We start from the raw sequence: 12,961 nt of genomic DNA on the forward strand, positions 1-12,961 counted from the left end.
GAATGCAATTTAATAAAAAAAAATTGATCGGACCGACCCAATTATGTCAGGTAAGATCCCAGAAAATACCAATTTCTATGAAATTGTCATTAGCAATTCCTCTCTTATTCGCAGCCAATTTGCAGCTGCATGCATTTTCTTTTGGCCAGACCGTCAATCTGAAGCGGAATAATGTGAAAGTGAGTGCTGTCTTGAAAGAACTGCAGAAGCAAAGCGGATACAATATTTTTTACAACGAATCGCTGATCGCAAAAGACGACCGTATCAGCGTGAGCTACCACAATATTTCTTTTGAAGAAGCCTTGAAAGATCTATTGGCCCAGTTGCAGTTATCTTATGTCAAAGCGGATAAAAATATTGTCTTGAATAAACAAGTGGATCAGCCCGTTCGCCAGGTATCGGTTACGGAGGCTCCGCAGCTGTACCCGGTCAAAGGATTTGTCAAAGACGATCAGGGCCGACCGTTGGACAATGTTACTATCAGTGAAAAAGGCAAAAAGGAGAAAACACTCAGTCGGGAGGATGGCAGCTTTCAGATCCAGGTCAGCAGCCCGGATGCCATACTTGTATTTACGATGGTTGGCTATCAGCCGCTGGAAATAGCGCTGGCAAAGCAGTCGACATTGCATGTGACCATGAAGCCGGCTATCAATGCAATGGAAGAAGTTGTCGTCGTGGGCTACGGTGTACAGAAAAGAGCCAATCTGACGGGAGCTGTGTCGCAGGTCAATGCGGATGATATCGCGCTGCGTCCAAGTGCAAATATTGCAGGTACACTCCAGGGACTTATGCCGGGCTTGAATATACAGCTCAACAGCGGTGATCCATCCAAAACACCCGATATCAATGTGCGGGGATTCAATTCCATCAATGAGGGCGGCCCGCTGGTATTGATCGACGGGATCGAAGGGAATATCACACGGGTTAATCCCAACGATATTGAAAGTGTTTCTGTCCTGAAAGATGCTGCTTCGGCGGCCATTTATGGAGCCCGTGGTGCTTTTGGAGTCATCTTGGTCACCACCAAAAAAGGAAAGGCAGGAACAGTTAAGGTCGATTATGTCAATAATTTTGCCTGGACTACACCCGCCTCCCGTACCGACTATATCTCCGATCCCTATGTCTATGGTAAAACAGTAGATGCCGCACTGTATGGTTATAACGGCAGTTCCTATACACGTTACAATGCAATGGACTGGGACGCAATTAAAATGGTGGCTGCAGGTGAGATTGCGCCCTTTCATGAGAAACAGACAGACGGAACCTATAAATTTTTCTATAAGACCAACTGGTGGGATTACCTATTTAAAAAATATCAGCCCTCCAACTTCCATAATATCGCCATTTCAGGTGGCAGTGAAAAGTTGAAAGCCTATCTCTCTGGACGTGTATTCAAACGGGAAACGATCAACAATATCAATGACGATGCGAATATGGATCGCCAGAATATGAAATCCAATTTGGTATTCACGCCCAACAGCTGGTTGGAAATTTCAAACAATGCGCAGTTCATCAACGAAAAGGATAAAGAATATGGGGGGTACAGTAATGGTCTGGGGGGACTTTGGAGCACGACGACCTGGTATAATCTAATGCCTTTTTACCCCAATTTTGTCGATGGTATTCCAACGGATATCGGTGTGGGTACTGGCGGTCAGGGAGCCAATGCAGGGCTGGAATCCGGAAAAAGCTGGGAGGTACGCAATAGTGAAGAGTTTACCAATACCTTCCGTGTCCTGCTCAAGCCAATGAAAGGCCTACAGGTAAATTTTGATTATAGCAACCGTATCGAAAACTTTTCACGGAGCACACGCCTCAACCCCTTTAGTTACTATTCGGGCAACAAGCTCAATTATACGACAGCAGGGCTCAACCGTCTGACAGAATACCGCTGGAAAGACAAATATAACGCGATGAACCTGTTTGCGACCTACGAAAAAAGTGTGGCGCAAAAACATCAGTTCAAATTATTGGTAGGCTACAATCAGGAATCCTTTGACCGGGACCGTATCGCCGGGGCCATGGACGACCTGCTGATCGAAGATCTATCCAACCTGGCGCTGGGGACTTCCATGTATAGCCTGAGTGGAACAGCTGAAAATTGGGCTATTCAGGGTGTATTTGGCCGTTTTAATTATGCCTACGATAATAAATACCTGCTGGAAATAAATTCACGGTATGATGGTTCGTCACGCTTTCCAAGCGGGAGCCGATGGGGATTTTTTCCCTCCGTCTCATTAGGCTGGCAGCTAGATCGTGAGCACTTCTGGGAATCGATCAAAGGCAGTATACCTACCTTAAAACTCAGAGCTTCTTATGGCAAGCTCGGCAACCAGACTGTAGGTGTCAATACCTTTAAAGAATTGATGACGGTGCAGCAGTTGGCTTGGCTAAATGGAGGCTCCCGTCTTATCGGGGCGAGTACACCGGCACCGTTGCCGAATGTCGTCACCTGGGAACGGACCAAAAGCATTGACTTTGGCGTTGATCTTGGGCTGATCCAGAACAAGCTAAATATCAACTTTGACTGGTATCAGAAGGATGTTGAAGGCATGTATCTTCCGGGGCAGCCACTTCCAGCGGTATTTGGAGCTAATGAACCGCGTGAAAACTATGCTGCTTTGCGCAATAAAGGTTTTGAAGTGGGGGTAAGCTACCAGGATAAATTTGACCTTGCCGGCTCACCCTTTCGTTTCAACATCGCCGCAAATACCACTAATTTTAAAGGGATCATTACGAAATATAATAATCCACAAGGCTTGTTGAGCTCCTATTACGAAGGACAGGTGCTAGGGCAGATCTGGGGATACCATATCGACGGACAGTTTCAGTCCGATGCGGAGGCATTGAGCTACCAGAATAGTTTCCAGGATCCACAATTGTCCCTCTCCAAAGTATATAATGATATTCTGAGTGTGTCGCAAAATAGTGAATGGAATATGTTGCGCGGCGGCGATGTGAAATACGTGGATCTCAATGGTGATGGACGCATCGACAAAGGCGATAATACGCTTGCCAACCACGGTGATATTAAACCCATTGGTAATGCCATGCCGAAATTTCCATTTGGAATCAATATGAGTGCTTCCTGGAATAATTTTGATCTCTCGGCAGCCTTTGCTGGTGTTGCCAAACAGGATTGGTACCCGACAGGAGATTTATACTGGGGTTCCTACCAGCGCCCATATCTTTCCTTTGTACGCAAAGACTTGGTAGATAATGCATGGACGCCGGACAATAAAGGGAACAGGTATCCACAGATCTATCGGGGATACTCGTCGCTGCAGAGTGGAAGGTCGCTGTACGAATTGAACGACTATTACCTGACCAATGTTGGGTTCCTACGGATGAAAAATTTTACGTTGGGATACACCTTACCGCAGAAATGGACAAGGCGCTATAAAGTTGAAAAATTACGGTTTTACTTCAGCGGCGAGAATCTGTTGACCTGGAACTTTGGCCATCTGACGAAGTATATAGATCCCGAACAAGCAGGTGCAATGATCAATTATAATTCGCCTGCAAGTGCCAATGATCCTGCGGATTCCTCGGAGCGGGGACTGCTACGGGACTATCCCATGGGTAAAACTTATTCTTTTGGTTTAATGCTTACGCTTTAATACTTGACAACGCAATGATAATGAAACTTACAACAAACACCTATAAACTACTTGGTCTGTTGATCTTGCTATCGCTGGCAGCTTGTCAGAAAGATTATTTGGACCGTCCCTCGGAGGACCAGGTGGAAGCGCCTTATTTTTTCAATACAGCAAAGGATCTGGAGGTGGCCACCAATGATTTTTACACCTTTTTACCCAATGAATCCTGGTATACAAACGATGGTAATTCGGATAATATGATACCCCTTACGGTTGCCGACCGGATCAAGGGCAATCGAACTGTCCCCGTGGGAAGCGGTTCGGGCGGTTGGTCCTGGAGCCAGTTGCGCAAGATCAATTATTTTCTGGCCAACTACCATAAAGTTCCCGACGCTGTAGCACAAAAGAAATACGGCGGCATAGCCCGTTTTTTTAGAGCGAATTTTTATTACGATAAGGTGAAAACTTTCGGTGACGTGCCCTGGTACGGAAAGGTGCTGAGTGCCAAAGATGAAGACCTTTTCAAGGCTAGGGACACCCGGCAGCTGGTGATGGATTCCATTATGGCCGATCTGGACTATGCGATCGAAAATATACCAGCTGAAAAACGGCTTAACTTGATCACTAAATACACGGCGCTGCTGCTGAAAGCAAGGGTGGCACTCTTTGAAGGAACATTTAGAAAATACCATCAGATCGCAGGACATGAAAAGTTCCTGAATGAGGCTGTTAGTGCATCGACCGAATTGATGAATAGTGGGGCCTATACCTTGTACAGCCAGGGCGGTGCGGATCAAGCCTATCGGAATCTATTCGCCCGAAATAATCAGGATCAGGTGGAGACTATCCTTGCCATTGATTTTGAACTGGGCATGCGTGTGCATGGCCTTGGCTATTCCTTTACCTCAGCAACTTCGGGGGCGTACGGTATCGCCAAAGATATGATCAATAGCTATCTGATGAAGGATGGAAGCCGTTTTACGGATAGATCAGGTTACAAGACCATGGAATTCTATCAAGAAATGCAGAATAGAGATCCAAGGCTTACACAGACAACAGCGGGGCCAGACTTCCGAGCTAACGGCGAAACAGCGAATGAGCCTGTCAACTTGACGATCACCACGACAGGCTACCGTCTGATCAAGGCATTGCCGGATAAATTGCAATGGGGCGTATCGGCCTCCTATTTTGATGTCATCTTATTCCGTTATGCGGAGGCACTGCTGATCAATGCCGAAGCAAAAGCCGAACTTGGGACGATCAGTCAAAGCGACCTTGACTTGACGGTCAATAAGTTGCGTAGCCGTGCGGGGATGCCGATGCTATCCCTCGCTGAAGCGAATGCTAACCCTGACCCCTATGTGCTGGCCATGTATCCCAATGTTGATGCTGGTGCATTCAGGGGAGTTCTTTTGGAAATACGGCGCGAAAGACGGATCGAATTGTTCAACGAAGGACAGCGCTGGGATGACTTAATGCGATGGAAAGCCGGATCCAAACTGAATCAGCCTATTGTCGGGGTTTATTTTCCCGGTATCGGAGCTTATGATTTTACAGGAGATGGCAAGGCGGATGTGTATGTCCATACAGGTAATACATCGGGTGCACCGGGTACGGTGACCACCTTGATCAATATCAATCAGCGGACACTTTGGGACCCAGTTTCGAATACACAGAATGCCAATAAGGGGTCACTTGATCCATTTTATCAACGGGGTAAGTTTGATGAAAAACGTGATTACTATGCACCGATCCCAATCGAAGATATCAAGTTAAACCCAAATTTGAAACAAAATCCTGAATGGGAGAAATTATACAGATAACATGAAACAACTTATTTTTATTTCGATCCTCTGTTATCTTTTGATCCCTGGATATACGTACTGTCAAAAACAGGATCGGCCTGATTATGCCGTTGGCTACTCTCTTGATATCCGGAAGATAGCATTTGAAAAGCTAAAAGCAGACAAAGAAGCTGGTATGGATTATATAGAGATTGCAGGTCTCGGAAGCTTCGTCAATGCAGACCTCAGTTTAAAAATCCCGCAGGCTGAATGGTTGCTTAAATGCGATTCGTTGGCCATTGTACTGAAAAAAGCTGCGGTGAAGGTATGGTCTATCCATATGCCCTTTTCCGCCAAAATAGATATCTCTACGCTGGACGAACAGCAGCGGCAGCAGGTGATGCGAATGCATTTGCAGCTACTGGAAGGTCTTTACCGTCTTCATCCGCAGGTGATTCTGTTTCACCCATCCTATTATCTCGAACCCAACAGACGCGAGGCCCGCAAGGAGCAGCTGGTACGTTCTGTCAATGAGTTGTACACGGCGGTATCGGGGGCAGGGCTTCAACTCGTCATCGAAAATATGCTCGGGCCTTCGCTGACGGTAGGGGAGCGGGAACGACCCCTACTGCGGACCGTAGAAGAATGTCAGGAACTTTTTGCCCGCTTTCCTGATCAGGTTGGCATTGCAGTGGATATGAACCATATTGCACATCCCGAGCGGCTGCTTTTGGCTTTTGGACCGCGCGTCAAGACGCTTCATGTCGCGGATGGGGATGGAACAAAGGAAAGTCACTACCTGCCTTGTAATGGTAAAGGGCAGAATGACTGGAATACCATATTGGCCGCACTGGAAAAAATTAAATATAAAGGTGTATTCATGTTTGAGTGTCATTATGAAACCACAGCCCAGCTGATTGAATGTTACCGTCAGCTGCAGCAGATTTATAGCAACACAAAACAATAAGTAGGTTCAAAAAACATTGATTATAATGAAAAAATCGTTATATATTTTTATGGTTCTTTTGTCTGCCTTAGGCATACAGAGCTGTAAAAAAGATAAAATCGAAAGTGAGCAGCGGCTCCTGGTCGATCGGGATTATATGGAGGTCGGCAGTAGGGCCGATACCTATCAGTTGGACATCTTGGCGAATGCAACGATTACCGTCAGTAGCGACAAAGACTGGATCAAACTGGATAGTACGGTGTATCCCAAAGGGAAAAATAAGATCCGGTTTTCTGTTTCGAAAAATTCGGAGGATGAACGTTCGGCGACTTTGCTGCTCAGGCTGAACGATAATGTATCGCAGGAGATCTTGATTTTGCAGGAATCCGGAAAAGTGCCCGTTTTTTATGTGACTCCCGCAGGTAAGGGAGATGGCAGTTCGTGGAGTAGTGCTACAGATCTCGATCAGGCACTCGAAAAAGCAACGACAGGCAGTACCCTATTCTTGGCCGAGGGAACCTATATTCCAACTAGAACCATTCGCAATGGTGATGTGAATGAGGAATCCGATAAAACCATAGAGATCGCAAAAAATGTCAGCCTAATAGGCGGATACGCGGCCAATGTCAAACCTGGAGATCAGCCCAATCCGGCCTTGTATAAAACCATCTTTCAGGGGAAGCTTTCCAGTGGAAAATCGGTGTTTCACACAGTCACAGTGACGGCAACCCCGGATCCTGAAAATCAGGTTATGCTGGAAAATATCAGCATCAAAGGGGGAAATGCCACCGACCGCAGTGCCAGTACAACGATCGATAACGTAAAATTCAGCCGTGGCCAAGGTGGCGGTATGTTAATTGGTATGGCCAGGGTTCTGCTCAAAAATGTGGAGGTGATTGATAATAAAGCGACCGCAGATAAGGGAACTGCAGGTTTTGCTGCCGGCATCTATGCGTTTTCAGGTGCCCAGCTCAGGTTGGAAAATTGTCGCATCAACAATAATAGCAACAGCGGAAATAACGGTGGCGGACTATGGATCGCCGATGGGTCACTGATTGCCTACGATAGCCAGTTTAATCACAATAGTGCCAAAGGCACCGCAGGGGGCTTACACGCTTATCCAAATGCAGCTATTACACTCTATAATTGTGAGGTGGTTGGCAATTCAAATACATCCTATGGAGCAGGGGTTTATCTGCGTGAAAAATCAAAAGGGGTATTTGTTAATTGCCTGCTGGCTGAAAATTCAAGTACATCAGCCAACGGCGGTGGCGGACTGATGCTGTATGATAACTGTCAGGCAGACGTAATCAGTACAACCATTACCAAGAATGCCGTTGTTGGTCCCGGCGGAGGTGTCTATCGCCGCAGCAATGTCAACAACTTGACTTTGATCAATTCAATCGTTTCGGGCAATATTCAGGCGGGCAGTTCAAGCGATGTTGATGCTTATTCGGATAACATTGCTGTTGTTCCATTAATCCAGCACACTGTTGCTACGAAGGCGGTGTATGGCGCTGATGGAAGCATTGTTCCAAAGCTAAGCTTTGAACCTGCGACCATGCTGAATCCGGATTACCTGCCCATCGGTGCCGAAAATCCGTCCATGAGTTATGGTTTAAGCTCATCCGGATTGCTGGAGCTTGCCAAGAAATATAAGCCGGCATTGGACGATAGTCGCATGCAACAAGATATCAATAATAACCCGCGCTCTTCTACTTGGATGGGTGCAAAAGTGAAATAAGATGAAACAATTAAGCTGTTTATTTATCCTTACCCTTCTTCTATTGGGCAACAGCCGAGCTGCTGAGCACAAGAATATCCTGCTATTATTGGGTTCAGCCGATCCTGAGGTATTGGCCCAGCGGGTAGATGTTGCTGCCCAGCTCTACCATATCCGGCCGATAGATGCTATTGTGGTGTCTGGAGGTTGTGGTGCGCACGGTTCCAAGATTTGTGAAGCTTCGTCCATGGCGCTGCAATTGGTCAGCAAGGGGGTACCTGCGGCATTGATCTTCAAGGAGGAAAACTCCAAGACGACGGTGCAGAATTATATTTTCAGCAGACGCCTCAAAAATAACGCTGGAGAGCGAATCATCCAGCCTGGAGATACGGTGTATGTTGTTTCCAACCACTGGCATGCGATCGCTGTTGCTGCACGCCTGGAAAAATACGATGGGGTGACAGCGAAATTTTTTATTGAAGGTGCTATTCAGCCCAAAAAGGAAGACCGTCTTGATTATGGCGGAATATTTAACGCTTACGATGACAACCATCTTTTTACGTTAAAAGGCACCTGGCTGACACCGGAAGCGGTATGGACAAAAAAAGACAGCACCTATTATCTCACACAGGATATGGTCTACACAACGGATGTAGCTAACACAAGCTATAGTGTCAGTCCAGTGGAGAAGCTGTTTCCTTTTCTGAAAGGGAGTTCAGAGTTTAATCCACCGATATATATTGACGACGTGGTCGTATGGTACATCCTCTTTGATGGCTATTGCCGTAAAGTTTCAAAAAAAGATTTTAAGGTGCTGGATGAACAACCGATTCAGAAATGGCTGACGCTGCCAGACACATTGAACTGGAGCCAAATCAATACAGGGTATATCCAGGGAAAATCATTGGTATTGATCGGAAAGGACAAGGTGCTATTGGCGGAGCGAAAAGGAAAGGCCTTTCAGTATGAGCGGGAAACTGTGCCGCAACACTATTTTGCCAACTGGCCCTATAGCTGGGGGACGGGCAACGTAAGTGCGGCAAGATTACTGCCATCAGAAAACAAGGTCGTCTTTTACCGCAATATGGAATCGGCCGTATCCACTATTAACCAGAAAACAATTGAAAAAGTGGTTCCATTAAAATTAAAGTGGATCGGCGAAATAAAGTAAAAAAGATGAAAAGAAATTTTATATATAGCTTATTGCTGCTTTTTCTTGTTATTTCATGCAAGAAAAATGAGGGCGGAACGCAGCTGCCCTATGACTACAGTATTCCCCAGGAAGAAAACTTGGCGGAGATTATCAATACGGCAGCTTGGAATACAAAAACGGTTGCTGACGGTGTGCTGTGGAAATATTACCAATTTCCACGGATATTTGAATCCAAACAATATGTCAATGTATTTGAGATCGATCTGAAGAAAGGCATGCAGCTGGAAATTCCCTATGTGAAGACCGGATTTCTAAAAACAAGTGTTGCCGCGACGGCTAAGGGCGCTTTGGTGGCATTTAACGGCAGTTACTTTAATACCAGTACAGGCGGATCAACCGTATTTTTCAAATACGATGGCCAGGTAATCAATCAGACTGTGAATGGATTTAATAGCTACCGTGAAAATGGTGCATTTACCTTTACGGGGCAAAGCTATCAGATTGTGCCGAAACCCGCAGGAGGCTGGGGGACGCTGAGCGCCACCGCTGCACTGGCTGGCGGCCCGTTATTGATGCAGAATGGTCAGGTGCTGGAGCAGTTGAATGTAGATTTCAATACCAGCAGACATCCCCGTACAGCAGTGGGGCTTACCAAGGACAATAAACTTATTGTAGCTGTTATTGATGGCCGCTCATCACAATCACAGGGACTGACGATACCCCAGCTGGGCGAGTTAATGGCTGCCTTGGGCTGCACTTCCGCGTTAAACTATGATGGTGGCGGTTCCTCCACAGCTTGGGTGAAGGGCGAAGGCGTGGTTAACTATCCTTCAGATAATGGAAAGTTTGACCATGAAGGTGAACGCGCTGTAGCTACGGTATTTACAGTGAAATAAATTCGATACCTTTATAAGTAGATGGCCATCTTATGGATAATATGAGATGGCCACTATTCAATTAGAATCATTTCTATTGCTATTAATTGAAACATCATGAGAAAAAAGACAAGTATCCTATTTTTCCTCCTTCTTGTTTGTGGCTCAGTATCTTTATACGCCCAGCAGGTTATTTCGTCGGCCAAATTTGAGCTGCAGGGAAGAGCTTTTGAAAACGCACCAAAATTTCATCGGATAGATACAGCGAAGTACAGGCAACTTCCTGCTGCGGTAAAGAAATTATATACCCATGCTGCAGGAATGTTTATTACGTTTAAGAGCAATACGAGCAAATTATCTTTACGATGGAAGACGGCGGATGCGGCGCTAGGCAATAATTCCACGCCGATTATGTCACGGGGTTTTGATGTATATGTAAAAGAGCCCAGTGGGTGGCGCTTTGCAGGGGTAGCTCGTCCCGATCTGAACATGGCGGAAAGTAAAGCTACGCTTGTTGAAGATATGGCGAAAACAGAAAAAGAATTTCTTGTTTACTTTCCCTTGTATAAAGAGCTATTGGATTTTGACCTGATTATTGATGACAAAGCCACCTTTGTTGGTACCAGACAGTCTTTTAACAAAAAGGTCGTGATTTATGGTTCCAGCATCGTCCATGGTGCTTCCGCAAGCCGCCCGGGATTAGCTTATCCAGCGCAATTAGGGCGGCGGTTGAACGCCAATGTGATCAACATGGGCGTGAGTGGCAATGCCCGGATGGAGCCTGCCGTGGCTGATATGCTATGTGATATTGATTCTATGGGTCTACTCATCATGGATTGTGTGCCAAATAGTAGTCCCGAAGAAGTCAAAGAACGAACGTTTAATTTTGTGAAACGGATTCGTAAATCCCATCCTCAGGTACCCATATTGCTGATAGAGAGTATTACCCGTCAGGTCGGCAATTATAATTTAAAATGGAGCGCGCAATTGACCGAGCAGAATAAGAATTTTAAGCTACAGTATGAAAGACTGCTACAGGCAGGTTACAAAAATTTGTATTACATACCTACAGACCATTTGATAGGTGATGATTCGGAAGGAACAGTGGATGGCACCCACCCTACAGATGTGGGATTTGAAAGGATGCTTAAAATAATCGGGCGTAAAGTAGAGGCGATTCTAGAAAATAGTCCGTAAATCTTCACCAGCTTTCCACTACTACTCCGGGAGTAATCGCTGACTTTCAGAAATACGCAGACATCTAATCGTGTCAGTTTGCAGAAGCAGGGACGTATTTGTAAACCCCTTAGAAGCCAAAAAAAGGGCCTGATTCTCATCAGACCCTTTCTGTTAGCGTTTAATTGTACAGTAAATATTGGACAGACCCTATGGTTTTCAAAAGGCAATGTTTTTATTTTTGGGGTGTACCTTATTCAGCTAATGCTTTGACGATGGCTATGCCTACAGCTTTGGCTGATTGCGGGTTTTGCCCAGTGATCAATCTGCCGTCAATAGTGACATGGGACTGCCAAGGTTCGGATTTTTCATAAATCCCACCTATTGCTTTTAGTCTATCTTCTAGTAAAAAGGGAACAACATTGCTGAGCTTGACAAGCTCTTCTTCTTCGTTGCTAAAGCCATTAACTTTTTTCCCTTTTATCAAATATTCGCCGGTGCTCAGTTTGATGTTGGTTAAGCCTGCAGGTCCATGACATACAGCTGCAATGACCCCATTTGCCTCATATATCTTGGTGGCAATCTTTGCGATTGATGGGTCGAAAGGCAGATCCCACATCGCACCATGTCCTCCGGCGTAAAAGATGGCTTTGTATTCTTCAGGTTTTACCTGAGAAGGTTTGAGTGAATGGGTGATTTTATTGTGGTAGTATTTATCCTCCCAGAATTTTTTGTTAACGGGATCATTTAGGTCAAATCCATCCACAGGTGGATTTCCGCCCTGTGGGCTAACAAAATCAATCTCATATCCGGCAGCTGTTAAAACCTCCCATGGATGCGAGACTTCCCCGAGATAATAACCTGTTTTTTCGCCTGTATTGCCTTTTGTATCGTGACTAGTCACTACGAATAGAATTTTTGGTTTTCGGTTTGTTGCATAGCAATGCGTTACTATTAAGATTAATAAAGCCGAAAATATTCCTATTTGCCTAAAGAGTTGTTTTGCTTTCATATTGCTTTGATTTTCTTCTTATTGGAACAAATTTCTTGATTTTGTATGGTAATTTACCGTGACCTACATCACAAAATTAAAATTCACCTCCCCATTTCCGCTATTTACCGAGTTTTCCGGTCTGTTAGTCTAAAGGCCATAGGCTAGGGGCCTATTGTGTTGTAGTTTTGAGTCAACAAATAAGAACAGATAAACTAACAATATAAAATAAAGACATTATGAACTCATTAGTAAAAACATTCGCAGCGGCAGCCTTAATCACAGTATCAACTTTCGCTATGGCAGCTGAAGGACCGGGAACAAAATCGGCAAAAGCAAACGTTAACCTTTCCACAGCGGACTTGGCTTTAGATCACTACGTTGCGGTAACGACAGAGGGAGAATCAGCAGGAGTAGAGCAGTTGTTTGCAGCTGATTTCAATCAAAAGATTCAAGCTACCAATGCGCAGTCTAACAGCCGTAGCGAAGTGATTAAATCCTTGAAAAAACAAAAAGGAGAGAAGCTGAACTGTACAGTAAGCACAGACATCTTAGAAGAATCCGCAGACTATATGGTGGCTAAAGTGACGTTGAAATTTGAGAATTTCACTAAAACAGATCTAGTTACCTTGGAGCGTGTAGGCAATGACTGGAAAGTTTCCAAATCAATCAATTCGTATAAGTAGAAGCCATCTCAAATAAATATATATGTTG

Annotated in this window: 9 protein-coding genes; 8 read left to right on the forward strand and 1 reads right to left on the reverse strand. The window is 45.2% G+C overall.

What is annotated here, in order from left to right; genetic code table 11:
- Positions 1-77 precede the first annotated feature (77 nt).
- The 7 genes from B3P16_RS01755 (at position 78) to B3P16_RS01785 (ending at position 11,277) form a co-directional block, all read left to right on the forward strand.
- The gene (locus B3P16_RS01755) at positions 78-3,620 is read left to right on the forward strand and encodes a TonB-dependent receptor (RefSeq protein WP_286841064.1); all 3,543 of its coding nucleotides are present in this window, start codon (positions 78-80) and stop codon (positions 3,618-3,620) included.
- Between the two features lie 20 nt (positions 3,621-3,640).
- Positions 3,641-5,422 carry a RagB/SusD family nutrient uptake outer membrane protein gene (locus B3P16_RS01760; protein ID WP_286841066.1) on the forward strand — a complete coding sequence of 594 codons (1,782 nt, stop codon included), beginning with the start codon at positions 3,641-3,643 and terminating at the stop codon, positions 5,420-5,422.
- A 1-nt stretch (position 5,423) separates the two neighbouring features.
- On the forward strand, positions 5,424-6,350 hold the full coding sequence (locus B3P16_RS01765; RefSeq protein ID WP_115049872.1) for a sugar phosphate isomerase/epimerase family protein: 927 nt from the start codon (positions 5,424-5,426) through the stop codon (positions 6,348-6,350).
- Positions 6,351-6,375: 25 nt separating this feature from the next.
- The gene (locus B3P16_RS01770) at positions 6,376-8,073 is read left to right on the forward strand and encodes a right-handed parallel beta-helix repeat-containing protein (RefSeq protein WP_070566355.1); all 1,698 of its coding nucleotides are present in this window, start codon (positions 6,376-6,378) and stop codon (positions 8,071-8,073) included.
- A 1-nt stretch (position 8,074) separates the two neighbouring features.
- Complete coding sequence (locus B3P16_RS01775) at positions 8,075-9,223, forward strand: YdcF family protein (RefSeq protein WP_286841068.1); 1,149 nt, start codon at positions 8,075-8,077, stop codon at positions 9,221-9,223.
- A 5-nt stretch (positions 9,224-9,228) separates the two neighbouring features.
- Positions 9,229-10,101: a phosphodiester glycosidase family protein gene (locus B3P16_RS01780; protein WP_286841070.1), complete on the forward strand. Its 873-nt coding sequence runs from the start codon at positions 9,229-9,231 to the stop codon at positions 10,099-10,101.
- A gap of 96 nt (positions 10,102-10,197) precedes the next feature.
- Positions 10,198-11,277 carry an SGNH/GDSL hydrolase family protein gene (locus B3P16_RS01785; protein ID WP_070566347.1) on the forward strand — a complete coding sequence of 360 codons (1,080 nt, stop codon included), beginning with the start codon at positions 10,198-10,200 and terminating at the stop codon, positions 11,275-11,277.
- Between the two features lie 232 nt (positions 11,278-11,509).
- On the opposite strand, the gene B3P16_RS01790 is transcribed toward B3P16_RS01785, so the two are convergent.
- The gene (locus tag B3P16_RS01790) at positions 11,510-12,268 is read right to left on the reverse strand and encodes a type 1 glutamine amidotransferase domain-containing protein (RefSeq protein WP_201639622.1); all 759 of its coding nucleotides are present in this window, start codon (positions 12,266-12,268) and stop codon (positions 11,510-11,512) included.
- Between the two features lie 218 nt (positions 12,269-12,486).
- On the opposite strand from B3P16_RS01790, the gene B3P16_RS01795 reads away from it, so the two are divergent.
- The gene (locus B3P16_RS01795) at positions 12,487-12,933 is read left to right on the forward strand and encodes a nuclear transport factor 2 family protein (RefSeq protein WP_201639621.1); all 447 of its coding nucleotides are present in this window, start codon (positions 12,487-12,489) and stop codon (positions 12,931-12,933) included.
- Positions 12,934-12,961 lie beyond the last annotated feature (28 nt).

This window comes from Sphingobacterium sp. UBA7631, assembly GCF_002483935.1.
Taxonomy (GTDB): Bacteria; Bacteroidota; Bacteroidia; order Sphingobacteriales; family Sphingobacteriaceae; genus Sphingobacterium; species Sphingobacterium multivorum.

What these genes read in the sequence shown, in the direction of transcription:
- B3P16_RS01780 (WP_286841070.1), top strand. Translation starts at nt 9,229, where the DNA reads ATGAAAAGAAATTTTATATATAGCTTATTGCTGCTTTTTCTTGTTATT.
- B3P16_RS01785 (WP_070566347.1), top strand. Translation starts at nt 10,198, where the DNA reads ATGAGAAAAAAGACAAGTATCCTATTTTTCCTCCTTCTTGTTTGTGGC.
- B3P16_RS01755 (WP_286841064.1), top strand. Translation starts at nt 78, where the DNA reads ATGAAATTGTCATTAGCAATTCCTCTCTTATTCGCAGCCAATTTGCAG.
- B3P16_RS01790 (WP_201639622.1), bottom strand. Translation starts at nt 12,268, where the DNA reads ATGAAAGCAAAACAACTCTTTAGGCAAATAGGAATATTTTCGGCTTTA.
- B3P16_RS01770 (WP_070566355.1), top strand. Translation starts at nt 6,376, where the DNA reads ATGAAAAAATCGTTATATATTTTTATGGTTCTTTTGTCTGCCTTAGGC.
- B3P16_RS01795 (WP_201639621.1), top strand. Translation starts at nt 12,487, where the DNA reads ATGAACTCATTAGTAAAAACATTCGCAGCGGCAGCCTTAATCACAGTA.
- B3P16_RS01775 (WP_286841068.1), top strand. Translation starts at nt 8,075, where the DNA reads ATGAAACAATTAAGCTGTTTATTTATCCTTACCCTTCTTCTATTGGGC.
- B3P16_RS01760 (WP_286841066.1), top strand. Translation starts at nt 3,641, where the DNA reads ATGAAACTTACAACAAACACCTATAAACTACTTGGTCTGTTGATCTTG.
- B3P16_RS01765 (WP_115049872.1), top strand. Translation starts at nt 5,424, where the DNA reads ATGAAACAACTTATTTTTATTTCGATCCTCTGTTATCTTTTGATCCCT.